Annotated in this window: 22 protein-coding genes; 13 read left to right on the top strand and 9 right to left on the bottom strand. The window is 67.3% G+C overall.

From position 1 onward, the window contains the following. Positions 1–24: 24 nt before the first annotated feature. The 4 genes from QFZ83_RS30615 to gtdA form a co-directional block, all read right to left on the bottom strand. A complete protein-coding gene (locus QFZ83_RS30615; RefSeq protein WP_307512122.1) occupies positions 25–1,011 on the bottom strand; it encodes a tripartite tricarboxylate transporter substrate binding protein in 987 nt (328 codons plus the stop codon). 55 nt (positions 1,012–1,066) lie between these two features. Continuing rightward, positions 1,067–2,317, bottom strand: coding sequence for a 3-hydroxybenzoate 6-monooxygenase (locus tag QFZ83_RS30610; protein WP_307512121.1), 1,251 nt, complete (start codon positions 2,315–2,317; stop codon positions 1,067–1,069). 26 nt (positions 2,318–2,343) lie between these two features. Continuing rightward, on the bottom strand, positions 2,344–3,048 hold the full coding sequence (locus QFZ83_RS30605; RefSeq protein ID WP_307512120.1) for a fumarylacetoacetate hydrolase family protein: 705 nt from the start codon (positions 3,046–3,048) through the stop codon (positions 2,344–2,346). Positions 3,049–3,114: 66 nt separating this feature from the next. Beyond that, positions 3,115–4,212 (bottom strand): gentisate 1,2-dioxygenase, encoded by a 1,098-nt coding sequence (gene gtdA / locus QFZ83_RS30600; protein WP_307512119.1) that lies wholly within the window; start codon positions 4,210–4,212, stop codon positions 3,115–3,117. Between the two features lie 129 nt (positions 4,213–4,341). On the opposite strand from gtdA, the gene QFZ83_RS30595 reads away from it, so the two are divergent. The 5 genes from QFZ83_RS30595 (at position 4,342) to QFZ83_RS30575 (ending at position 8,044) form a co-directional block, all read left to right on the top strand. Beyond that, positions 4,342–5,238, top strand: a complete 897-nt coding sequence (locus QFZ83_RS30595) for a LysR family transcriptional regulator (protein WP_307512117.1) — start codon at positions 4,342–4,344, stop codon at positions 5,236–5,238. A gap of 96 nt (positions 5,239–5,334) precedes the next feature. Next, complete coding sequence (locus QFZ83_RS30590; RefSeq protein ID WP_307512116.1) at positions 5,335–5,784, top strand: acyl-CoA thioesterase; 450 nt, start codon at positions 5,335–5,337, stop codon at positions 5,782–5,784. 90 nt (positions 5,785–5,874) lie between these two features. Continuing rightward, positions 5,875–6,369: a phasin family protein gene (locus QFZ83_RS30585; RefSeq protein WP_306881068.1), complete on the top strand. Its 495-nt coding sequence runs from the start codon at positions 5,875–5,877 to the stop codon at positions 6,367–6,369. A 124-nt stretch (positions 6,370–6,493) separates the two neighbouring features. Next, positions 6,494–7,192 (top strand): TetR/AcrR family transcriptional regulator, encoded by a 699-nt coding sequence (locus tag QFZ83_RS30580; RefSeq protein ID WP_306881067.1) that lies wholly within the window; start codon positions 6,494–6,496, stop codon positions 7,190–7,192. A gap of 15 nt (positions 7,193–7,207) precedes the next feature. Next, positions 7,208–8,044, top strand: coding sequence for a hypothetical protein (locus tag QFZ83_RS30575; RefSeq protein WP_306881066.1), 837 nt, complete (start codon positions 7,208–7,210; stop codon positions 8,042–8,044). A gap of 19 nt (positions 8,045–8,063) precedes the next feature. Here the strand turns inward: QFZ83_RS30575 and QFZ83_RS30570 are convergent, their stop codons facing one another. Further along, positions 8,064–8,948, bottom strand: a complete 885-nt coding sequence (locus tag QFZ83_RS30570; protein WP_307512115.1) for a dienelactone hydrolase family protein — start codon at positions 8,946–8,948, stop codon at positions 8,064–8,066. A gap of 62 nt (positions 8,949–9,010) precedes the next feature. Here QFZ83_RS30570 and QFZ83_RS30565 point away from each other — a divergent pair, with 62 nt between their 5' ends. Further along, a complete protein-coding gene (locus QFZ83_RS30565) occupies positions 9,011–9,268 on the top strand; it encodes an acyl-CoA-binding protein (RefSeq protein WP_306881064.1) in 258 nt (85 codons plus the stop codon). A gap of 13 nt (positions 9,269–9,281) precedes the next feature. Here the strand turns inward: QFZ83_RS30565 and QFZ83_RS30560 are convergent, their stop codons facing one another. From QFZ83_RS30560 to QFZ83_RS30545, 4 genes are all read right to left on the bottom strand, one after another. Further along, the gene (locus tag QFZ83_RS30560) at positions 9,282–10,196 is read right to left on the bottom strand and encodes a DNA/RNA non-specific endonuclease (protein WP_306881063.1); all 915 of its coding nucleotides are present in this window, start codon (positions 10,194–10,196) and stop codon (positions 9,282–9,284) included. 59 nt (positions 10,197–10,255) lie between these two features. Further along, complete coding sequence (locus tag QFZ83_RS30555; protein ID WP_306881062.1) at positions 10,256–10,507, bottom strand: hypothetical protein; 252 nt, start codon at positions 10,505–10,507, stop codon at positions 10,256–10,258. Then, a complete protein-coding gene (locus QFZ83_RS30550; protein WP_306881061.1) occupies positions 10,504–12,165 on the bottom strand; it encodes a S8 family serine peptidase in 1,662 nt (553 codons plus the stop codon). Before QFZ83_RS30550 ends, QFZ83_RS30555 begins: the two co-directional genes overlap by 4 nt. Before the next feature lie 66 nt (positions 12,166–12,231). Next, positions 12,232–13,479: a CaiB/BaiF CoA-transferase family protein gene (locus tag QFZ83_RS30545; RefSeq protein WP_307512114.1), complete on the bottom strand. Its 1,248-nt coding sequence runs from the start codon at positions 13,477–13,479 to the stop codon at positions 12,232–12,234. Positions 13,480–13,795: 316 nt separating this feature from the next. Here QFZ83_RS30545 and QFZ83_RS30540 point away from each other — a divergent pair, with 316 nt between their 5' ends. From QFZ83_RS30540 to QFZ83_RS30510, 7 genes are all read left to right on the top strand, one after another. Further along, complete coding sequence (locus QFZ83_RS30540; RefSeq protein ID WP_306881059.1) at positions 13,796–14,686, top strand: AraC family transcriptional regulator; 891 nt, start codon at positions 13,796–13,798, stop codon at positions 14,684–14,686. A 127-nt stretch (positions 14,687–14,813) separates the two neighbouring features. Further along, positions 14,814–15,734: an ABC transporter substrate-binding protein gene (locus QFZ83_RS30535; protein WP_306881058.1), complete on the top strand. Its 921-nt coding sequence runs from the start codon at positions 14,814–14,816 to the stop codon at positions 15,732–15,734. 18 nt (positions 15,735–15,752) lie between these two features. Further along, on the top strand, positions 15,753–17,267 hold the full coding sequence (locus tag QFZ83_RS30530) for a sugar ABC transporter ATP-binding protein (RefSeq protein ID WP_306881057.1): 1,515 nt from the start codon (positions 15,753–15,755) through the stop codon (positions 17,265–17,267). After that, a complete protein-coding gene (locus QFZ83_RS30525) occupies positions 17,264–18,253 on the top strand; it encodes an ABC transporter permease (protein ID WP_306881056.1) in 990 nt (329 codons plus the stop codon). The genes QFZ83_RS30530 and QFZ83_RS30525 overlap by 4 nt, the downstream gene beginning before the upstream one ends. 224 nt (positions 18,254–18,477) lie before the next feature. After that, the gene (locus tag QFZ83_RS30520; protein ID WP_306881125.1) at positions 18,478–19,551 is read left to right on the top strand and encodes an alcohol dehydrogenase catalytic domain-containing protein; all 1,074 of its coding nucleotides are present in this window, start codon (positions 18,478–18,480) and stop codon (positions 19,549–19,551) included. Positions 19,552–19,572: 21 nt separating this feature from the next. After that, positions 19,573–21,099 carry an FGGY-family carbohydrate kinase gene (locus tag QFZ83_RS30515; protein WP_306881055.1) on the top strand — a complete coding sequence of 509 codons (1,527 nt, stop codon included), beginning with the start codon at positions 19,573–19,575 and terminating at the stop codon, positions 21,097–21,099. A 315-nt stretch (positions 21,100–21,414) separates the two neighbouring features. Then, on the top strand, positions 21,415–22,152 hold the full coding sequence (locus tag QFZ83_RS30510) for an SDR family oxidoreductase (RefSeq protein WP_306881054.1): 738 nt from the start codon (positions 21,415–21,417) through the stop codon (positions 22,150–22,152). Position 22,153: the final 1 nt, after the last annotated feature.

Raw genomic sequence — 22,153 nt, 5'->3', positions numbered from 1 at the left:
ACCCCTGGGAAGGCAGGCCAGCCGCTACTCGAGGCTGATGTTGCCCCTGCGCACCAGTTCACCGTACACCTTCGACTTGGCCTCGGCGTTGCGCTGGATCTCCTCGGGCGACCACGCCAGCGGCTCGAAGGCGAAGGTGTCGAAGCGCGCACGAATCTCGGGGTCGGCGATGACCTTGGCGACATCGGCGTTGATCTTTGCCTTCACCGCCGCCGGCACGCCCTTGGGCGCGAGCAGCGAGACGAAGGAGTTGACTTCGAGCGAGGCCGGCCCGCCCGCCTCGGCCATGGTCGGCACGTCGGGCATCTGCGGAATGCGCTTGGGCGCCGCGACAGCGATGTAGCGCAGCTTGCCGGCCTTGTAGATGCCCTGGCTCGACGGAATGCTCGCGAAGGCCCACGGCACTTCGCCCGTGCCCACGTTGGAATACAGCTGCGACACCTCGCGGTACGGCGCATGCCGCATGCGGATGCCGGTGAGCGCCTCCAACTGCTGCGCGCCCAGGTGGCCCGGGCTCCCGACGCCCCACGAGCCGTACACCACGCCTTCGGGCTCGGCCTTGGCGGCGGCGATGAGATCGCCCATGGTCTTCCACTTCGAATCGGTGCCCACGGCCACGAAGAAAGGCGTGCGGAACAGCGAGGCCACCGGGTCGAAGTGCTGCAGCGTCACGAAGTTCTTCGACTTGTAGAGGTGCGGCAGCGCGGCGACGTGCTCGCTGTCCAGCTGCAGCAGCGTGTAGCCGTCGGGCGCGGCGCGGCGGGCCTGGTCAATGGCGATGAAGCCACCGCCCCCGGGCTTGTTGTCGATCACCACGCGCTGGTTCCACAGGCGCGAGAGCTTGTCGGACACGAGGCGCAGCACCGCGTCGGGGCCGCTGCCGGCGGCGAAGGGCGTGACCAGCGTCACGGGCCTGTTCGGGAAGTCGCTGGCCTGCGCCAGTGCGCCGGTGGTGGCGACGGTAACGGTGAAGGCGAGGGCGCCCGTCAGCAATGCGCGCGAGAAATTCATGGTGCTTGTCTCCTGGGCCTTCGGCCTCGTATGGGGATGATGGAAGAAACTCGTTTCAATGCAAGGAGAGTTCGATCGCAGCGGGGCGCAGCGAGGCCGGCGCATCGTCCAGACAGTGCTCCGGCCGCCACGCATAGAGCCACTCGACGGCATCGTAGAAACGCTCCGGCGTCCGGCCGATCCAGAGGCTGTTGCGCACCAGCCGCTCGACGCCCTTCGCGTGATACAGGCGACCCATCTCGCGCACCGACAGCACCACGCGCGCCGTGCGGGCGACGCGTGCGGCTTCGTACAGCTTGAACGCGGCGGTCATGTCGAAATCGCAGGCCTCGACCGCCGCGCCCAGCGTCACCGCGTCCTCGAGCGCCATGCAGGCGCCCTGCGCGAGGTACTGCATCATCGGATGCGCCGCATCGCCCAAGAGCGTGGCGGGCCCCTCGCTCCAGCGATCGACCGGATCGCGGTCGACGGTGCTCCAGCGGCGCCACGAGGTGGGCCGGTCGAGCAACTGGCGCGGGCGCGCGTGCACGCCCTCGAAGTACGAGAGCACTTCTTCCTTGCTGCCGTCGGTGACGCCCCACTCTTCTTCGTCGCGGCTGTGGAAGGTGACGACGAGGTTGTATTGCTCGCCATGGCGCAGCGGGTAGTGCACCAGGTGGCAGTTGGGGCCGGCCCAGACGACGGGCGCGTTCCAGCGCAGGTCGGCCGGCATGTCGGATGCGGGCACGACCGCGCGGTACACGACGTGGCCCGAGACGCGCGGCGCATCGCCGATGAGCTTGGCGCGCACCACCGACTTCACGCCGTCGCAGCCCACGATGGCATCGGCCTGGAAGCGCCGGCCGTCGCGCGTGACCGCGGTGACACCGTGCGCACCGCTAACGATCGATTCGACCTGCGCCGAGGTGTGGAAGCGGATCAGCGGATGCTGCTTCACCGCTTCGTGGATCGCGCCATGCAGGTCGGCGCGGTGGCTCACCGCATACGGATTCCTGAAGCGCGCGCGGAAGGCTTCGCCGACCGGCACCGAGGCCACTTCGCCGCAATCGACCGCATCCATCATCACCAGCCGGTCCGTGAAGACCGAGCCCCGGCGCACCGCCTCGCCGACGCCCAGCGCGTCGAGCGCAGCGAAGGCGTTGGGGCCGAGCTGCAGGCCTGCGCCGATCTCGCCGATGGCCGCGCTCTGTTCGAGCAGGTCGATGGAAACACCGAGGCGCGCGAGCGCGAGCGCCGCGGCCATGCCGCCGATGCCGCCGCCGACGAGCAGCACGCTGGGCGGATTCTTCTTGGGAGATGTGCTCATCGCGTGGCCTCTGCGCTTCGGTGAAATCAGTCGATGCGAACGGTGAGCGAAGGCAGCCGCTCGATGCTCACCTTGATCGTCTGGCCGGCCTTCACCGCACCCACGCCTTCGGGCGTGCCGGTGAAGATCAGGTCGCCGGGCTGCAGCGTGAAGAGCGTCGAGAGATTGGCGATCACTTCGTTGACCGACCAGATCAGGTGCGTGATGTCGCTGTTCTGGCGCACCTCGCCATCGACCGTGAGCGTGATCGCGCCGGCGTTGATCTCGCCCACGTCGGCGAGCGTGCGCAGCGGCGCGATGGGCGCCGAGAAGTCGAAGGCCTTGCCGATTTCCCAGGGGCGGCCGGCTTCGCGCATCTTCATTTGCAGGTCGCGGCGCGTCATGTCGAGGCCGACGGCGTAGCTGTGGATGTGGCTCGAAGCCTGGTCCACCGGGATGTCCTTGCCGCCCTTGCCGATGGCAACCACGAGCTCGGCTTCGTAGTGGTAGTTGCTGGTGAGGGGCGGATACGGGATCGTGCCGGTCTGGCCTTCTGCCACGGGCACCACCGAGGCGTCGTCGTTGGGCTTGCAGAAGAAGAACGGCGGTTCGCGGTCGGGGTCGAACCCCATCTCGCGGGCGTGCGCTGCGTAGTTGCGGCCGACGCAGTAGACGCGGCGCACGGGGAACAGCTTGTCGGAGTCGACGACGGGCAGGCCGACGATGGAAGGAGGCGTGAAGACGAAGGACATGGAGGGTTCCTGCCGCACGAAACGGCACACGGTCAAACGATGAAATGAAAAGAGGTCGGCCGCCGTTCAGGCGTCTTCGAGAAAGGCTTCGCGCAGGATGCCCATGGCCTGCTGCACGGGCCGGTCGGAAAAACTGAAGAGCACCACGTCATCGACCGGCGACAAAAGCCGCAGCGGCGCCCACGACGGCACGACGAAGGTGTCGCGCGGTCCGAACTCGAAGCGCTGGCCCGCGATCTCGGCGATGCCGTGGCCTTCGACCACGCTGTACACGGCACCGTCGGTCGCGCGGTGCGTCTTGCCGGTGAAGCCCTTGGGGCAAAGCTGCAGGTTGGTCGAGATCGTCGGCATCGGCGAGCCGCCCGTCAGCGGGTTGATGTAGCGCAGCTTGTGGCCCAGCCACGCATCGGGCGCTTCCTGCTTCTGCAGTTGCGCGAGAGCCTCGCGGCTGCGCGCATACGGGTAGTTGAAGATCGGCGAGGTGGCCGACACGTGGTCGTGCCGCACCGGCACCATGTTGTGGCCGAAGCGCGCGAGGCTGTGGCCCTCGGGGCGCGCGACATGCTGCACCTTGGCGTCGTCGTTCTCGGCAAAGCCGGCGTCGAAGAAGCGCAGCATCGGAATGTCGAGCCCGTCGAGCCACACCACCGGCTCGCTCACACCTTCGATGCCTTCGTTGCCATGGTCGTGCCAGGCCCACGAGGGCGTGATGATGAAGTCGCCCGGGTACATGGTGGTGCGCTCGCCGCCCACCGTGGTGTAGGCGCCCTTGCCGTCGACGATGAAGCGCAGCGCCGACTGCACATGGCGGTGCGACGGTGCCACCTCGCCCGGCATGATGAGCTGCAGCCCCGCGTAGATCGACTGCGTGATCGACGAATTGCCGGGCAGCGCCGGGTTCTCGAGCACCAGCACGCGGCGCACGGCCTCCTCGGCGGTGATGAGATCGGCCGACTCCATCAGCAGCGGGCGAATCTCGTCGTAGCGCCAGAGCGCTGGCACGCACGGCGTCTGCGGCTCGCGCGGCACCAGGGCGTGCAGCGATTCCCACAGCGGGGTGAGGTTCAGGGGGCGGATGCGGGCGTAGTAGTCGCTGCGTTCGGCGGCGTTGGCCGGGGCGCTTTTTGCGGGGCTCTTGGCGGGGCTCTGGGAAGCGGGATTCATGCGTGGTTGTCTCCGTTGCGGCATTGTTGAGCCGCCCCACTATTTCCTCAAGACCGGCAGCCAATACACGGAATTGAAAATTTCGATAATGGTGTCTTTCGCCCTAAGCCAAGAAGCCCGGAGAACACCATGTCCAAGCTCGATCTCGAATGGCTCGCCGTGTTCGACGAGGTCTACAAGACCGGCAACGTCTCCAAGGCGGCCGAGCGGCTGGGCATGGCGCAGGCCGCGGCCAGCACCGCGCTCAACAAGCTGCGTGCGCACTTCGACGATCGCCTCTTCACCCGCACCGCGCAGGGGATGCAGCCCACGCCGCACGCCGAGCGCATCTACCCGAACCTGCGCGAAGTGCTGACCCAACTGGCGCAGGCGCAGGGCAACCGCAGCAGCTTCGAGCCCGCCGGGGCGCAGCGGCGCTTTCGCATCTGCATGACCGACATCAGCGAGGTGGTGCTGCTGCCCGGCCTCCTCGACCACCTGCGGCACGTGGCGCCGGGGGTGCACATCGAGACCGAGATCATCTCCACCAACAGCGGCCGCCGCCTGCAGGACGGCGAGGTCGACCTCGCCGTGGGCTTCATGCCGCAGCTGGACGCGGGCTTCTACCAGCAGACGCTGTTCATGCAGAACTTCGTGTGCCTCGCGGCACAGAACCATCCGCGCATCGGCGCCAGGCTCACGCGCAAGCGCTTCGAGGCGGAGGCGCATGCGGTGGTGTCCACGTCGGGCACGGGGCATGCCATCGTCGACACGACCATCGCGCGGCTGGGCCTCAAGCGCGATGTGGTGGTGCGGCTGTCAAGCTTTTTGAGCGTGGCCCGGATCGTGGCGCACACCGAGCTGCTCGTCGTGGTGCCGCGCATCCTGGGCAAGGTGCTGGCCACGCAGGAGCCGGTGAAGCTGCTGGAGCTGCCCTTCGCGCTGCCGGACTATGCGGTCAAGCAGCACTGGCACGAGCGCTTCCATGCCGACCCGGGCAACGCGTGGCTGCGGCGCACGCTGGCCCAGCTCTTCAGCGGCAGCTGAGCGTGCGTGCCGGGACGACAGGCGGCGCGGCCGGAAGCGGGCGCCCGCTCGCATAATCGCGGCTCCCCACCCACAGCCACCCCTATAAGGCGCCCCATGTCCTCGATCACCCTGCGATTTCTGGCCGAACCCAACACCGTCAACTTCGGCGGCAAGGTCCACGGCGGCACGGTCATGAAGTGGATCGACGAGGCCGGCTACGCCTGCGCGACCAGCTGGGCCAAGCGCTACTGCGTCACCGCCTTCATCGGCAGCATCCGCTTTCACCGGCCGATCATGATCGGCGACCTCGTCGAGGTCGAAGCCCGCCTCGCCTACACCGGCACCACCAGCATGAACATCTCGGTGGAGGTGCGCAGCGGCGACATGAAGGGCGGCTCGATGGAAAAGACCACCGAGTGCCTGATCGTCTTCGTCTCGGTCGATTCGCACGGCCGGCCGCTCCCGGTGGAAGCCTTCGTGCCCGGCACGCCCGGCGAAATGGCACTGGCCGAGCGCGCGAAGGCGCATCTCGATGCCAGCCGCGCAGCCGGCGCCACGCCGTAGCCACCGTCATCGTCGTAGAGGCGAAGCTCTAACGGGAGCGATGCCCAGCGGCTAGAGTCAGGCGACAAGTTTTCAAAGGACTACTTCGCCATGGCGACTCAAGACGACGACAGCAACAACGGCAACGACAAATCCTCCGACCGCATCAAGGATTCCGCCCAGCAGATCTGGCTGGCCGGCCTCGGCGCCTTCGCCAAGATGCAGCAGGAAGGCAGCAAGGCATTCGAGGCGCTGGTCAAGGACGGCGCCGGCATGCAGAAGAAGACCCAGGCGGCCGCCGAAGAAACCCTCGCCCAGGCCCAGCAGCGCATGGCCGGCTTCGCCAGCGAGTTCGGCACCAAGGCCGCGGGCCAGTGGGGCAAGCTGGAGAACATCTTTGAAGAGCGCGTGGCGCGCGCCCTCGAAAAACTCGGTGTCCCTTCGGCCGCCGACATGGCCGCGCTGCAGGCGCGCGTCGAGGCCCTCGAAGCGCAGTTGAAAGGCAGCGCGAAGGCCGCCGCAACCAGCCGCAAGACCACCGCGCGCAAAGCCGCGGCACCCGCCCCCGCCGCGAAGAAGACGCTGCGCCGCACCAAGGCCGGCTGACCTCGCCTGAATTGCGGCGCTGCACAAAAAATCAGCGCCGCAAAACATGTCCCGCACCGTTCATGGTGCAGTGCACATACGCTAGAGTGTTCCCAAGACCAAGAGACACACCGGGGGCACCGACATGGCAAAGAAGGCGCCACGCCGCACAGCGCAACGCATCCTCGAAGCCGCATTGGACCTGTTCAACCGCTTCGGGGAACCGAACGTCTCGACCACGCTGATCGCGGGCGAGCTCAACATCAGCCCCGGCAACCTCTACTACCACTACCCCGCCAAGGAAGAGCTGATCAACACGCTCTACCAGGGCTACGAGGCCGAGCTCAACGAGCTGCTGCATGCGAGCGAAGGCGTGCACGACGTGGAGGACGCATGGTTCTTCATGCACACGCTGTTCGAGCTGATCTGGCGCTACCGCTTCCTCTACCGTGACCTGAACGACCTGCTGAGCAAGAACCGGCACCTGGAGACGCAGTTCCAGCTGGTGCTCAAGAACAAGACCCGCGCGATCCGCCAGCTGATTTCCGGCCTCGGCCGCGCCGGCCACCTGGACATCGACGCGCACGAGATCGATCCGCTGGCCCAGAGCATGGTCGTGGTGCTCACCTACTGGCTGAGCTACGAGTACGTGCGCAACCCGCGCGAGGCGCTCGAGCCCGCGCATGCGCAGGGCGCGCTGATGCGCGGGGGCCACCACACCCTGCACCTGCTCGCGCCCTATCTCGGACGCGAACAACGGCGGCATCTGCTGACACTGAGCAATGCCTACAACGGCGAAGATGCCACGCACCACGTGGTTCCCACTGTCGACATGGCGGCCTAGGGCCTTGTTCAACACATGCCCCACCCCGATTTCAAACCGCTCTCGCTGATGTCCGCCGGCCCGGTCGCCGCGAACGCGGAACCCTGGACGCCCCTTCCCTACGCCGACGTGCCGCGCTTCGATGCGCGCAGCGTGCTGCCGCACTGGCCGCGCCTGCACGCCGGCCACCACCTGCCGCCGCCCGACCCCGACGCGCCGCTGGCCGAAGGCTGGGCGCTGTACCACAGCGGCGAATTCGAACGCGCCGCCGCCATCGGCCTGCTGCACGGCTCCGAAGGCCTGGTGCTCGCCAACCAGGCCACCGCCATCTACGCCAACTACCTCGAGCCGCGCGAGGCCACCCGGCTCGCGATGTTCCGCCAGGTGATCGAGCGCGCCAGTGCGCAGGCCGCCGCCGAGCCCGACAACTGCCAGGCGCTCTACTGGCAGGCCTATGCGCTGGGCCGCTACAGCCAGGGCATCAGCGTGGCGCGCGCGCTGGCCCAGGGCCTCGGCACCAAGCTCAAGGGCGCGCTGGAGCATGTGATCGCGCTGCAGCCGGCGCACGCCGACGCGCACCTCGCGCTGGCCGCGTTCCATGCCGAGGTGATCGACAAGGTGGGCGCGCTGGTCGGCCGCATGACCTACGGCGTGCGCGCGGAGACGTCGGTGGAGCTGTTCGAGCGCGGGCTCGAACTGCACCCGCATTCGCCCGCCGGAATGATGGAATACGCCCGCGCCCTCCTGATGCTGCACGGCGACTCGCGCATGGCCGAGGCCACCCAGCTCTATGAAAAGGCCGCGGCGATGACGCCGGCCGATGCGCGGGAGCGGCTCGACGTGGAGTTGGCTCGGGCCGGCCTGTCGGACTGAGAAGTCCGCATCGCATCGATCACCGCCTCTGGCGCATCAGCCCGACCTGCTCCAGGAACACCCGCACCCGCGGCTGCCACACCTCGGGATAGCGCGAGAACAGCGCGTGCCCGTCCTCGCCATACGGCGGGAACTGCGTGAATTCGCCCTTGCCGCCCGCCTCCCTGAAGGCCTTGAACCACTCCTGCGGATAGGTGGGCCCGAAGTACTGGTCGTTCTCGGTGTAGATCCACAGTGTCGGCATGTGCGCCGTCTTGCCGTACTGGCCGAACAGCCGCTCCAGCGCCTCTGGCGAGCACGGGCGCTGCGGCTGGGTCTTCGGATTGCCGCCACCGCCGCCCGCGAAGTTGATGGCCGCCACCACGCCCGCCGGGTTTTGGGCGGCCGCCGCGATGGCGATGGTTCCGCCGAACGACTGGCCGACGATGACGGCGCGCGCCGGATCGACATCGGGCCTCGCGCGCATCACCTGGAGCACCCGCAGCGTCTGTGCCAGCCCCGCTTCGTAGGCCGGTGCGTAGCGCCGGGAGCCGCACTGGCCGCTGGCCTCCACGTCTTCGCCGCCGGTCACGCCGTAGCCGATGCGGGTCGGCACGGCGACGACGAAGCCCTGCGCCACGAAGAAGCGCGACGCCACCGAATAGCGCGCGCGCCCCATGGCCGCGCGCTCCGCGGCCTCTGCCGCCCGGCCGTGGTTGAGGACGACCAGCGGGGCCGGCACCGGGTTCGCGTCGTCCGAGAAGACCGTCACCCGGATGGACTGCTCGACGCGCTTGCCGTGGATGTCGCTGACCTGCACCGGCACGTCGAGCTGCTCCTCGCGCAAGGCGCCATGCGCGCTCGTCGCGGCCAGCAGCAGAAGCTGCAGCAGCGCGGCACACCAGAGTGCGGATGTCTTCTTCATGAATGTTCCCCGCGCTCCCGGTTATTAAGATTGCCGTTTCGACTCATCTTCTTCCCACCGCCATGTCCGACCTCAACGCCCAATTCGAAGCCGCCCAGGCCAACTCCAAGCTCTTGGCCGAGCGCCCCGACAACCCGACGCTGCTGAAGATCTACGGCCTCTTCAAGCAGGCCACCGAAGGCGACAACACCGCCAAGAAGCCCAGTTTCAGCGACATCGTCGCGCGTGCCAAGTGGGACGCCTGGACCGCCCAGAAGGGTGCGAGCAGCGACGAGGCCAAGCAGAAATACATCGACCTGATCGAATCCCTGCGCGCCTGAGCGCGCCCTCCGCTCAAGCCGGCAGCTTCGTGTCGGTAAAGCGCCGGATGGGCTGGACGAACGCGAGGTCCACGCCGTCGAGCACGTCGCGCCCCTCGAGGCTTTCGAAGCGGAGCCCGGTCTCCGCTTCGACGAAGGCGAGCGGACGCTGCGAGGTGCCGAAATCTTCCAGGTCGCGCGCCACGCCCGAGTCGAGGTAGGTGCCCTGGCTCATCAGGTAGGCGATGGCGCTCAGCTCGCCCGTCGCCTCGCTGATGAAGGCAACCACCTTCCAGAAATCCCGCGGAATCCGGATACCGAACCGCTCCGGGTCGTCCGCTCGGAGGATGGGCCCGGTGAATACGCTGATGCGCTTGTCGTCGCCCTGCGCGTTGCCCAGGATGTAGTCCTCCAGGTCGCCCCACAGCCCGTCGTTGAACGGCTGCCATTGGGGGCAGGCATTGGTGGCGAAGAAGGTGTCGATGTTGGCGCGCTGCGCCGTGGCCAGCGAGCCCCAGTTCGGGTCCTGCCTTCGCGTCATGTGGCCACGGGAGAACTTCTGATCCTGCCCGGGCCCGTAGGCCTCGCGCAGCATTTGATATTCCTTCTTGATGCGGCCGTCGTAGTTCCAGGTGTCGTGGCGCGGCACGTTCTTCGACTTCGAGCCGTCGATGTTGCACGCCGAGTAAAGCGGCACGCGCCGCGAGATGCATTGCACCGTGCTGAAGTGCTGGTACTTGAGCTCGAAGGAGCCGTCGTCGAGCGTTGCGATGTCGCCCCTGTCGATGGCATCGCCCATCGATGGCAATTCCACGCGGTTGTCGTCGCCGAAGAACCCGGGTTCGTAGCCCTTGCGGCCCTCGAAGAATTCCGGCGGCTTGGGGATGGTGGCAACGCGCTGGATGCCGGCCCACGAACTGCTCACGACCTGGATGTCTGTATCGGACATGAAGCTCCCTCTTCGGAAAAACACCACCACGACCGAAACCGACCGTGGGCGCCTTGCGGCTACTTCGCGAGCTTGGCGCGTGCGTTTTTCAGGTTGAAGACAGGCTTGCGGATTTCCGCGAAGCTGGGCTGGGACACGACCCATTCGGGGTTCTGCTCGATGGCGGCCAGTTGCTCGTCGTCGAGCTGGGCTTCCACCAGGGTGCCCGTCTTCGGCGTGAGCACGACACCGGGCACGCAGCGGCGCAGCCGTGCTTCCGCCGACAACTTCTTGCCGGGGCTGCCTGTGTAGGTCAAGACGACGCTGGTCACTTCTTCAGAACTCCAAAACCTTCATATTCGGCGGGCCACCCCACTCTTTGCGCTGCCTGCGACAGCATCGTGACGATGGCGTCGGCCTTGTCAGGGCCGTTTGGCATGTTAAGCAGCTTCGAATTCCCTGACAACAGACGGGCCGCCATGCCCGATGTGTAGGGCGTGGCCATCGAGGTGCCGGACATCATGGCGTACCTGTCGCCCGGAAACGTCGAGAGCACTGCGACGCCGGGGCCGATGAAATCGGTCGAGAGCCCGTAGTTGGAGAACTCGGCGACGAATTCCTTCTTGCGGCGGATCTCGCTCTCCTGAAAGCTCTCCGGGCAGTCCGCCGGAAACGTGCCGTCGCGGCCCAGCGCGCCGACCGCCATCGTGTGGCTGTAGCGGGCCGGATAGCGCAGGAGCGGCTGGCCGTCGTTGCCGGTGGCGGCGAACACCACCACGCCGGCGTCGCGGGCCCGCTGGAGCACGTCGGGCATCTCCGGCATCGGCTCCAGGCTGCCCATGCTGATGTTGACGATGTGGCAGCCGTCGGCGATCGCGCGTTCGAGCGCGCTGGCGATGTCGGTCGATTTCGCGCGCCCGCGCTCGCCGCTCTTCGGGCAGACGCGGTAGGCGAGCAGCCGGCAGGCCGGCGCGAGGCCGTGAATGCCGGTGGCCTCGGCCTTCCTGCCCGCGATGATTCCGGCGACGTGGGTGCCGTGCCCGATGCCGTTGTCCAGGAAATCCGCGGCGTTCTCGCCGGTGACGAAACAGGCGCCGCCCGCCACCGCGATGTCCGCATGCGGCCCGACGCCGCTGTCGATCACGCCGACCGTCACGCCCGCGCCCGCCTCGGGGTCGTAGGGCGCGTAGTTCGCCAGCAACTGAAAGCTGTCGGGTACCAGCGGCAGCGCCTGCACATTCAATCGCTTGGGCGCCGCGACGCGGTCGAACCCCTTGACGAAGACCGACCAGTGCGTGTGCTCCGGCTCGACCAGGATCATTTCCACCCGCGGATAGAGCACCGGGATTCCCAGGTCCGCGATGCCCCGGCTGTCGGTCACGGCGGGCACATGCGCGCCGTCCCAATTCACGAGCGCCTTGACCCGCACGCCCGCCACGGGCTTGCCCTGCGGGTCTGCCAGATGCAGCTCGAAGCGCTTGACCTTGGCCCCGGGCGCCACCTGGATCGCGCTGGAATCCATCTCGTCGCCCAGCGGCCGGATGTACTGGAGGTAGGCCCATGCGGCAGGTGCAATTCGCAGCCCGGGCGTGTTCCGGCGCATCGCCAGCAGGGCGGACGAATTGGCCTTCATCACCGACACGTCGTCGATCTGCTTGACGAGCTTCATCCGCGGAACGCCGCGCCCCTCCACCCGTTCACCGATCGCCTCTGCCGAGTTGCCCAGGTTGATCGCGCTCAACGTCGCGAGCTCCGTACCGCCGGGCGCAGCACTGCGCGAAGGCCAGACGATCACGTCGTCCGAGAACTTCGGCTCCGCCACCATGCGACGCAGGCGCAGCGCCTGCAGCAGGCGCTCGATGTTCTCGCCGTCCGACTTCGAGATCTCGCCCCTCGCCTGCTGTTGCTGCTGCGGGCGCCCGGTGTCGCGCGTGTCACGCGCCACTGGCGTTCGCTTCGGTGCTTCCTGCCGCTTGCTCGCTGCTGCCATGGACTCTCCTTGTTGACCGGTTTATCGCATGCGCAGCGTTTCAGGCCAATGAATGGCCCGTGCCGGTCAACCCACGATGCCGCGTGCGTGCAGCGCGGCGATCTGCTCGGCGCTCAGGCCGATCTCCTTCAGCACCGCATCGGTGTCCGCGCCCAGCGCTGGCGCGTTGTGCCGGTGGCTGGCCGGCGTGAGCGACAGCTTCGGCACGAAGCCGGGCACCGCGAGCGCGCTGCCGTCGGGCATTTGCACCTGCTGCAACATGCCGCGCGCGGCGTAGTGCGGATCGGCCGCGATGTCGGCGATGGTGTAGATGCGGCCGGCCGGCACATGCGCCGCATCGAGCGCGGCGAGCACTTCGTCCACGGTGCGCGCGGCGGCCCAGTCGCCGATGGCGGCATCGAGCATTTCCACCTGGGCCACGCGGCCTGCGTTGCCCACCAGCGCCGGATCGGCGGCCAAGTCCGGCCGGCCGATGCATTCCATCAAGCGGCGGAAGATGCCGTCGCCATTGCCGGCAATGATCGCGTAGCCGCCATCCGCGCAGCGGTAGGCATTGGTCGGCGCGATGCCGGGCAGCGCACTGCCGGCGGCCTCGCGCACCGCGCCGAATGCGCCGTACTCGGGCAGCAGGCTTTCCATGCAGTTGAAGACCGCCTCGTAGAGCGCCACGTCGATCACCTGCCCCCTGCCCTTCGGGTATTGCGCGCTCACCGTCGCGTGGCGGTGCTGCATCGCCATCAGCACGCCGATCACGCCGTGCAGCGACGCCAGCGTGTCGCCGATCGACACGCCCACGCGCACCGGCACGCGGCCCGGCTCGCCCGTGAGGTGGCGCAGCCCGCCCATCGCCTCGGCCACCACGCCGAAGCCGGGGCGGTCGCGGTAGGGGCCGGTCTGGCCGTAGCCGCTGATGCGCAGCATCACGAGCGCGGGATTGGCGGCCAGCAGCGCGTCGGGGCCGAGGCCCCAGCCTTCCATCGCGCCGGGGCGGAAGTTCTCGATCAGCACGTCGGCCTCGGCCGCGAGCTGCCGCACGATGGCCTGCGCCTCGGGCTCGCGCAGGTCGAGCGCCAGCGAGCGCTTGTTGCGCGACTGCACCTGCCACCAGACGGAAGTGCCGTCTTTCATGAGCCGCCAGGTGCGCAGCGGATCGCCCGCGCCGGGCGGCTCGATCTTCACCACCTCGGCACCGAAGTCGGCCAGCGTGCGTGCGGCAAAGGGGCCGGCGATCAGTTGTCCAAGTTCGACCACCTTGAGGCCGGCGAGCGGGCCCGCCGCGGTCGGCGTGGCCTGGGTAGAAGTGGCTTTCGTCATGGCGCCAGAGTGTGCCGCGTCGCGGCGAGCGCCCTCCGGGGCGGGAAAACACCTATGAATTCTTGACTTCGCATTTCCAGCGCCTTCCGCACCGCAGCAATCGCCTGCCGCCTGGCCCTCTCCCCCGAGGAGAAAGGCGTTTGCTGCACCGCAACGCCCTCGCCGAACCGCTTGTGCAAAGGTCAAAAAAGTATCAATTTCAAGCCTCATCTCTGGTTGTTGGCGTCCTGGGCGATTCGTACAGTCCGCCCCACGTTGTCTTGTGCCGATCACAAGACAAACGAAGAGACAAGAAAGAAAGCACAGGAGACCACCGATGCAACCCGATCTGGAAATCGTCGAAGTCCGCAGCGATGAATCGTTCACCGCCTGGGCGCACGGCTATCCGTACCGCACGGTGCGCTGGCACTTCCATCCCGAGTACGAGATCCAGTTGATCGTGGAGACCAAGGGCGTCTACTTCGTGGGCGACCACGTCGGCCACTTCGAGCCCGGCAACCTCGTGCTGATGGGTCCGGACCTCCCGCACAACTGGATCAGCGACGTGCCCGCGGGCCAGAGCGTCGAGCGGCGCGGCATCGTGATCCAGTTTCCGGCCGAGCTGGTGAAGAACATGAGCGCCGCCTTTCCCGAGTTCGAGCGCATCGCGCCGCTCCTGGCCGAGTCGGGCTCGGGGCTGCTGTTCTCCGCCGAAACGGCCCTCGCTGCCAAGCCGGTCATGGAATCGTTGCTGGAGGCGCGGGGCCTGCGCCGCGTGATCCTGCTGCTCTCGCTGCTCGAACTGCTGGTCGACAGCCACGACCGCCAGCGGCTCGCGAGCCCCGCGTTCAAGCCCGACCCCAAGGCCTTCATGTCGCACGCCATCAACAACGTGCTCGCGCACATCTCGGCCAACCTCGGCGACGAGTTGCGCGAGCCCATGCTGGCCGAACTGGTGGGCCAGAGCCCGAGTGCGTTCTCGCGGTCGTTCCGCAAGCACACGGGCCAGTCGTTCGTGCGCTATGTGAACCGGCTGCGCATCAGCCGTGCCTGCGAGCTGCTCACCAACAGCGAGAAACCGGTGCTCGACGTCTGCATGGACGTGGGCTTCAACAACGTGTCGAACTTCAACCGGCAGTTCCTTTTGCACAAGCGCATGCCGCCGACCAAGTTCCGCAACTTCCACCGCATGCAGGCCGCGGCCTCGCGTGCCGCCAACGCGCCGTAGCCGGCGTTCTTTTTTTCGTTCCCCGCGTCGTTACCGGCGCGGCGCTCCGGGCGCCGCGTGGGGCACGCCTTTGCCCGCGTTTTTTGTCAGCCACTCAGTCAGTCAAACACCCCAGGAGACCGCAACCATGAAGAACCTTCTCAAAGCCACCGCCCTCACCGCCGCACTGGTCTGCGCAGCATCTGCCGCCCAGGCGCAGGCGCCCAAGCAGCCGCTGCGCATCGGCATGACCTTCCAGGAACTGAACAACCCCTACTTCGTGACGATGAAGCAGGCGCTGGAAGAAGCCGCGGCCAGCATCGGCGCCACCGTGGTCACCACCGACGCGCGGCACGACGTGGCCAAGCAGATCGGCGACGTGGAAGACATGATCCAGAAGAAGGTCGACATCCTCCTGCTGAACCCGACCGACTCCACCGGCGTGCAGTCGGCGGTGCGCTCGGCCAAGAAGGCCGGCCTCGTCGTGGTGGCTGTCGATGCGAATGCGCAGGGCCCGGTCGACTCCTTCGTCGGTTCCAAGAACACCGACGCCGGGCGCCTCGCCTGCGACTACCTCGCCAAGAGCATCGGCGAAAAAGGCGACGTGGCGATCCTCGACGGCATCCCCGTCGTGCCGATCCTGGAGCGGGTGAAGGGCTGCCGCGAAGCGCTCGCCAAGTACCCCGGCATCAAGGTCGTGAGCACGCAGAACGGCAAGCAGGAGCGCGCCACCGCGCTCACCGTGACCGAGAACATCCTGCAGGCCAACAAGGACCTGAAGGGCATCTTCAGCGTGAACGACGGCGGCTCGATGGGCGCGCTCGCGGCCATCGACGCGAGCGGCAAGGACGTGAAGCTCGCCAGCGTGGACGGCGCGCCCGAAGCCATCAAGGCGATGCAGAAGCCGGGCTCCAAGTTCATCGCCACCACCGCGCAGTACCCGCGCGACCAGATCCGCCTGGCCATCGGCATCGCGCTCGCCAAGAAGTGGGGCGCCAACGTGCCGGCTGCCGTGCCAGTGGATGTGAAGCTCATCGACGCCGAAGGCGCGAAGACCTTCACCTGGTAAGCGGCGGATGGATCGGCCATGACCTCAGCAGAAGGCGAAGAAATGCTCCGACTGGAGGGCGTGTCCAAGCGCTTTCCGGGCGTGAACGCGCTCTCGGGCATCGACCTCTCGATCCGCAAGGGAGAGGTGCATGCGCTGCTCGGCGAGAACGGCGCGGGCAAGTCGACGCTGATGAAGATCCTCGGCGGCATCTACCAGGCCGACGAGGGCCGCATCTTCATCGAAGGCAGCGAGCGCAGGTTCGCGGGCTACAACGACGCGATCGCCGCGGGCATCGGCATCATCTTCCAGGAGTTCAGCCTCATCCCGTACCTGAACGCGGTGGAGAACATCTTTCTCGGCCGCTACCTCACGAACCGCTTCGGGCTGATGGACAAGGCTGCGATGAAGCGCTTGGCCGAACAGATCTTCGACGAACTGGGCGTGCAGATCGACCTCGGCGTGCCGATCTGCCGGCTCTCGGTCGCGCAGCAGCAGTTCGTGGAAATCGGCAAGGCGCTGTCGCTGAAGGCGCGCCTCCTGGTGCTCGACGAGCCGACCGCCACGCTCACGCCGAACGAAGCCGGGCACCTCTTCAAGATCATGCGGGAGCTGCGCGCCAAAGGCGTGGCGATGATCTTCATCTCGCACCACCTGGACGAGATCTTCGAGGTGTGCGACCGCGTCAGCGTGCTGCGCGACGGCGCCAACGCGGGGCGTGCGGACGTGGGCGCGACCGATGTGGATGCGCTGGTCGAGATGATGGTCGGCCGCAGGATCGAGCACAACTTTCCACCGAAGCCGCAGCCCGCACCGCGCGGACGCAAGGTGCTCGAAGTGCCGGAAATCCAGCTCGCCAAGGGCGGTCCGGTCAACAGCTTCACGCTGCACGAAGGCGAGATCCTCGGCTTCGCGGGGCTCGTGGGATCGGGCCGCACCGAACTCGCGCTCGGGATGATGGGCGCCGACCGCGTGCACCGCAAGACGGTGCTGCGCAACGGCAAGTCCGTTCGCCTGAAGGACCCGACCGAGGCGCTGGAAAACGGCATCGGCCTCCTGCCCGAAAGCCGCAAGGTCGAGGGGCTGATCACCGACTTCACGGTCCGCTTCAACATCTCGATGAACAACCTGGGCAAGCACAAGAGCGCGGGTCTGGTGAGCCAGAAGTCCGAGAAGCAGTCGGCCAACGAACTCGCCAGACGCGTCGGCGTGAAGGTCCCGAGCATCGAGACGCGCGTGGCCACGCTCTCGGGCGGCAACCAGCAGAAGGTGGTGATCGCGCGCTGGCTCGGCCACGCGAGCGAGGTGCTGATCTTCGACGAGCCCACGCGCGGCATCGACGTCGGCGCCAAGGCCGAGATCTACAGCCTGATGCGCGACCTCACGCGCCAGGGCAAAGCCATCGTGATGATCTCGAGCGAGCTGCCCGAGATCGTCGGCATGTGCGACCGCGTCGCCGTGTTCTCGGGCGGGTCTATCGTGGCCACGCTCGAGGGCAACTCCATCAACTCGGGCGACATCATGCGCCACGCAACCACAGGGGGTTCGCAATGAATGCCACCGCCAGCCATCCCACGCCGCCCACGCCTCAAGCTCTTTCCGGCGGATTTTTCACCCAGCTGCGCCGCTCGACGGCCTTCCTGCCGCTGGTCGGGCTGGTCGCAATCTCGGTCTTCATGATCGTCGCGACCGACAACTTCCTCTCGTGGGGCAACCTGCAGAACATCGCGCTGCAGTCGTCGATCAACGCGATCATCGCGGTGGGCATGACGGCCGCGATCCTCACCGGCGGCATCGATCTTTCGGTGGGCGCGGTGGTGGCGCTGTCGGGCACGCTGGCCTCGGGAATGATGGTGCAGTTCGGCCTGCCGCCGATGCTTGCCGTGCCGCTCGGGCTGGCAGTCGGCGTGGTGATCGGCCTCTTCAACGGCTACTGCGTGGCGTACCTGCGCATGCCCCCGATCATCGTGACGCTGGCCACCATGGGCATCGCGCGCGGCATTGCGCTCATCTACACAGGCGGCTATCCGATCGACGGACTGCCTGAGTCGTTCGCCTTCCTCGGCGGCGGCGTGCTCGCGGGCATCAAGGTGCCGATCCTCATCATGCTGGCGACGTACCTCGTGGCGTATGTGCTGCTGAACATGGCGCCGTTCGGGCGGTATGTGTATGCCATCGGCGGCAATGAAGAAGCGACGCGTTTGTCTGGCGTGCGCGTGTCCCGCTACAAGCTGCTGGTGTATGCGTTGAGCGGTCTTACTGCGGCCATCGCCGGCATCGTGCAGGCGGCGCGTGTCACGAGCGGGCAGCCCGGTGTCGGCGTGGGCTTCGAGCTCGATGCGATCGCGGCGGTGGTGATGGGCGGCACGTCCATCGCCGGCGGACGCGGCGCGATCGTCGGCACGCTGGTCGGTGCGCTGCTGCTCGGCGTGCTGAACAACGGTCTCAACATGATCGGCGTGTCGCCGTACCTGCAATTGATCATCAAGGGCGGGATCGTCCTTCTCGCCATCTTCATCAGCCGAGAAGCAAAACGCTGACGCCCTGCACTGCTCCTTCCCCCTCTGGGGGAAGGCTGGGATGGGGGCAGGCAGAGCGTGCCCAGCGGTGACGCCGCTTGCCCCACCCCTGCCCTCCCCCAGAGGGGGAGGGAGAAAAACCAATACCCAACACCCTCTCTGATCACAAGGAACCCATGTCTTATCAAAAGCTCCAGCCCGGCGCCTCGGGTGCCATCGGTGCACTCTCCGCAGTGCAGGCCGCCATGCAGGCCGTCGTGTGCCACGGCCCCAAGGACTACCGACTCGAAACCGTCGCGATGCCCACCATCGGCCGCAACGAACTGCTGATCTCCATCGCGGCCTGCGGCATCTGCGCCTCCGACTGCAAGTGCCACTCGGGCGCGAAGATGTTCTGGGGCGGCGATGGTCAACCCTCCTGGGTGAAGGCGCCCGTGATTCCGGGCCACGAGTTCTTCGGCTACGTCGAGGCGCTCGGCGAAGGCGCCGCCGAACACTTCGGCGTGGAGAAAGGCGACCGCGTGATCGCCGAGCAGATCGTGCCCTGCGGCAAGTGCCGCTTCTGCACATCGGGCAAGTACTGGATGTGCGAGGTGCACAACATCTTCGGCTTCCAGCGCATCGTGGCCGATGGCGGCATGGCCGACTACATGCGGCTGCCGCCGACCTCGCGCGTGCATAAGATCCCCGACGGCATCTCGCTGGAAGACGCGGCCATCATCGAGCCGCTCTCGTGCGCGATCCACACGGTGAACCGTGGCGACATCCAGTTCGACGACGTGGTGGTGATCGCAGGCGCCGGCCCGCTCGGGCTGATGATGGTGCAGGCCGCGCGGCTGAAGACGCCCAAGAAGCTCATCGTGATCGACCTCGTGCCCGAGCGCCTCGCGTTGGCCAAGGAGTTCGGCGCGGACGTGACCATCAACCCCAAGACCGAGAACGCCGACGCCATCGTCAAGGGCCTGACCGAAGGCTACGGCTGCGACGTGTACATCGAGACCACCGGCGCGCCCATCGGCGTGACGCAGGGTCTGGAGATGATTCGCAAGCTCGGCCGCTTCGTCGAGTTCAGCGTGTTCGGTTCGGAGACCAGCGCCGACTGGTCCATCATCGGCGACCGCAAGGAACTCGACGTGCGCGGCGCGCACCTGGGGCCCTACTGCTACCCGATCGCCATCGACCTGCTGGCGCGCGGGCTCGTCACCTCCAAGGGCATCGTGACGCACGACTTCCCCCTGACCGAATGGGAGCGCGCCTTCGCGCTGGCAAACTCGCTGGACTCCATCAAGGTGCTGCTCAAGCCGCAGCCCCGATCCTGAAAGCCTGAGAGAAAACACACCATGAAATACGTGATCGGCGTCGACATCGGTACGCAGAGCACCAAGTGCCTGCTGGTCGGCATCGACGGCAAGGTGCATGCGCAGGCGAGCGTCGCCTATCAGCCGGAAACACCCAAGCCGCTGTGGGCGCAACAGGACTGCGCAGTCTGGTTCGATGCCGTGTGCGAGAGCGTGCGCGCCTGCATGGCGAAGAGCGGCGTCGCGGCAGGCGACATCGCCGCGATGTGCGTGAGCAGCCTCTACGGCGGCGCGGGCATCCCGGTCGACGAAGCCATGCAGCCGCTGCACCCCTGCCTCATCTGGATGGACCGGCGCGCCACCGCCGAGGTCGATGCAGTGAACGCGAATGTCGACGTCGCGCGGCTGCAGGCGATCACCGGCAACGGCGTGGACAGCTACTACGGCTACACCAAGATCCTGTGGGTGCGCGAGCACCTGCCCGAGGTGTGGGCGAAAACGCGCTACTTCTTGCCGCCCAACAGCTACATCAACTGGCGGCTGACCGGCGAGCTCGCGGTCGACCACAGCTCGGCCGGCAACATCGGCGGTGTGTACGACGCGGTGCAGCGCCGCTGGTCGTTCGAAGCGCTCGGCATGCTGGGCATTCCGGCGCGCATGATGCCGCCGCGCCTGGTCGAATCGAGCGACGTGGTCGGCGGCCTGAGTGCCGAATGGGCCGCGAAGCTGGGCCTCGCCGAAGGCATGCCGCTGATGGCGGGCGGCGTCGATGCGGCAGTGGCCACCTTCTGCGCGGGCGTGACCGGCAGCGGCGACCACGTCGCGATGATCGGCACCAGCATGTGCTGGGGCTTCGTGAGCCCGACCGTCGATGCGCGCCACAAGCTCATCACAATGCCGCACGTCTACCGTGGCGCCGACCGCAGCTATGTGTTCGGCGGCGCGATCACCGCGGGCGCGGCCGTCACCTGGTTTCGCGAAACCTTCTGCCAGGCCGAAGTGGCCGAGGCCGCGCGCACCGGCGAAGACGCGCATGCGCTGATCGAGCGCAAGGCCGTTGACGTGCCGCCCGGCGCGGAGGGCCTGGTCTTCCTGCCGTACCTCATGGGCGAGCGCAGCCCCATCTGGGACGCGCAGGCCAAGGGCGCATTCATCGGCCTCTCGCTCGCGCACAGCCGCGCGCATCTGTACCGCGCGGTGCTCGAAGGCGTGAGCTTCGCGCTGCAGCACAACATCGAAGCGGGCCGGCAAAGCGGGCAACCGCTGGACGACCGCCTGATCGTCGTCGGCGGCGCAGCGCATTCGAACCTCTGGATGCAGATCGTCGCGGACATCACGGGCTACCCCGTGTTCACCATCGAGGAAGAGGTCGAGGCGGCCCTCGGTGCGGCGATGCTCGCGGCGCTCGGCGCGGGGCTGGTCGATGCGGCTACTGCAGAGCGCGGCTGGGTCACGCTGGTGGAACGCGCGCGGCCGGAGCCCTCGGCGCAGGCGGTCTATCGCGAACGTTTCGATATCTACAAGTCGCTCTACCCTGCGTTGCGCGATGCGATGCACCGACTGAAATGAATCTCCGTTTTTGATTCGGCACGTGTGCATTCGGGGTGCGCCCACGCCGACGGGGTACCTTGCTCCGCGAATGTCCTCCGCCCTTCGGGCTCCCCCTTGATTTCGCTGCGCAAGGCACCCCATCGGCGCGCTCGTTTTTCAGTGCTGTCGTTGATCGACCAGCACAACGACGGTGCCCGGTGTGCGCAGGGCATCGGGTGCTCCCCGCAGCGAAATCAAGGAGGAGGCCGCAGGCCGGGGGACATTCGCGGAGGGGAGTACCCGGTGGCCTGTGCACGCGCCCTGAACCACCCCCTCCAACAAGACAACAGCACCATGACAACAACCTTCGATTTCTCCGCCCGCCGCGCCCTCGTGACCGGCGCCAGCAGCGGCATCGGCCGCGCAGTAGCGTTGCAGCTCGCTCAATCGGGCGCAGCGGTAACCGCAATGGGCCGCAACATCGCGGCACTCGACGCCCTGCACACAGAAGCAGACTGCACGCCTCTCGTGGTCGACGTGGGTGATGCAGCGGCACTGGAACGCGCACTCGCGACCTTGCCAGCGTTCGACCTCGTGGTGAACTGCGCCGGCATCGCACTTCTCGAATCCGCGCTCGATCTGCAAGCCGAGAGCTTCGACGCCGTGATGGCTGTCAACGCACGCGCCGCGGCGCTGATCGCCTCGCGTTGCGGCAAGGCGATGATCGCGGCCGGCGTGCGCGGCAGCATCGTCAACGTGTCGAGCCAGGCCGCGCTGGTCGCGATCGATGCGCATCTTTGCTACTGCGCATCGAAGGCCGCAATGGATGCGATCACGCGCTCGCTGTGCCTCGAATTCGGACCGCACGGCATCCGCGTGAACAGCGTGAATCCGACGGTCACGCTCACGCCGATGGCCGCGGAGGCCTGGGCCGATCCGGCCAAGAGCGCGGCGGTCTTGAGGAACATTCCGATGGGAAGGTTTGCAGAGGTCGAGGAGGTGGTGGCACCGATCCTCTTCCTGCTCTCCGATGGCGCGTCGATGGTCAGCGGCGTGGCGCTGCCGGTCGACGGCGGCTACACGATCGTGTGAG

It is taken from the genome of Variovorax sp. W1I1 (assembly GCF_030815625.1).
Classification (GTDB): domain Bacteria; phylum Pseudomonadota; class Gammaproteobacteria; order Burkholderiales; family Burkholderiaceae_C; genus Variovorax; species Variovorax paradoxus_C.
Note: the sequence above shows the minus strand (reverse complement) of the source record. Positions and strands in the feature narration are given on the sequence as shown.

Excerpts from the sequence above, each read along its gene's own strand:
- QFZ83_RS30615 (WP_307512122.1), bottom strand. The coding sequence starts at position 1,011 with ATGAATTTCTCGCGCGCATTGCTGACGGGCGCCCTCGCCTTCACCGTT.
- QFZ83_RS30610 (WP_307512121.1), bottom strand. The coding sequence starts at position 2,317 with ATGAGCACATCTCCCAAGAAGAATCCGCCCAGCGTGCTGCTCGTCGGC.
- QFZ83_RS30605 (WP_307512120.1), bottom strand. The coding sequence starts at position 3,048 with ATGTCCTTCGTCTTCACGCCTCCTTCCATCGTCGGCCTGCCCGTCGTC.
- gtdA (WP_307512119.1), bottom strand. The coding sequence starts at position 4,212 with ATGAATCCCGCTTCCCAGAGCCCCGCCAAGAGCCCCGCAAAAAGCGCC.
- QFZ83_RS30595 (WP_307512117.1), top strand. The coding sequence starts at position 4,342 with ATGTCCAAGCTCGATCTCGAATGGCTCGCCGTGTTCGACGAGGTCTAC.
- QFZ83_RS30590 (WP_307512116.1), top strand. The coding sequence starts at position 5,335 with ATGTCCTCGATCACCCTGCGATTTCTGGCCGAACCCAACACCGTCAAC.
- QFZ83_RS30585 (WP_306881068.1), top strand. The coding sequence starts at position 5,875 with ATGGCGACTCAAGACGACGACAGCAACAACGGCAACGACAAATCCTCC.
- QFZ83_RS30580 (WP_306881067.1), top strand. The coding sequence starts at position 6,494 with ATGGCAAAGAAGGCGCCACGCCGCACAGCGCAACGCATCCTCGAAGCC.
- QFZ83_RS30575 (WP_306881066.1), top strand. The coding sequence starts at position 7,208 with ATGCCCCACCCCGATTTCAAACCGCTCTCGCTGATGTCCGCCGGCCCG.
- QFZ83_RS30570 (WP_307512115.1), bottom strand. The coding sequence starts at position 8,948 with ATGAAGAAGACATCCGCACTCTGGTGTGCCGCGCTGCTGCAGCTTCTG.
- QFZ83_RS30565 (WP_306881064.1), top strand. The coding sequence starts at position 9,011 with ATGTCCGACCTCAACGCCCAATTCGAAGCCGCCCAGGCCAACTCCAAG.
- QFZ83_RS30560 (WP_306881063.1), bottom strand. The coding sequence starts at position 10,196 with ATGTCCGATACAGACATCCAGGTCGTGAGCAGTTCGTGGGCCGGCATC.
- QFZ83_RS30550 (WP_306881061.1), bottom strand. The coding sequence starts at position 12,165 with ATGGCAGCAGCGAGCAAGCGGCAGGAAGCACCGAAGCGAACGCCAGTG.
- QFZ83_RS30545 (WP_307512114.1), bottom strand. The coding sequence starts at position 13,479 with ATGACGAAAGCCACTTCTACCCAGGCCACGCCGACCGCGGCGGGCCCG.
- QFZ83_RS30540 (WP_306881059.1), top strand. The coding sequence starts at position 13,796 with ATGCAACCCGATCTGGAAATCGTCGAAGTCCGCAGCGATGAATCGTTC.
- QFZ83_RS30535 (WP_306881058.1), top strand. The coding sequence starts at position 14,814 with ATGAAGAACCTTCTCAAAGCCACCGCCCTCACCGCCGCACTGGTCTGC.
- QFZ83_RS30530 (WP_306881057.1), top strand. The coding sequence starts at position 15,753 with ATGACCTCAGCAGAAGGCGAAGAAATGCTCCGACTGGAGGGCGTGTCC.
- QFZ83_RS30525 (WP_306881056.1), top strand. The coding sequence starts at position 17,264 with ATGAATGCCACCGCCAGCCATCCCACGCCGCCCACGCCTCAAGCTCTT.
- QFZ83_RS30520 (WP_306881125.1), top strand. The coding sequence starts at position 18,478 with ATGCAGGCCGTCGTGTGCCACGGCCCCAAGGACTACCGACTCGAAACC.
- QFZ83_RS30515 (WP_306881055.1), top strand. The coding sequence starts at position 19,573 with ATGAAATACGTGATCGGCGTCGACATCGGTACGCAGAGCACCAAGTGC.
- QFZ83_RS30510 (WP_306881054.1), top strand. The coding sequence starts at position 21,415 with ATGACAACAACCTTCGATTTCTCCGCCCGCCGCGCCCTCGTGACCGGC.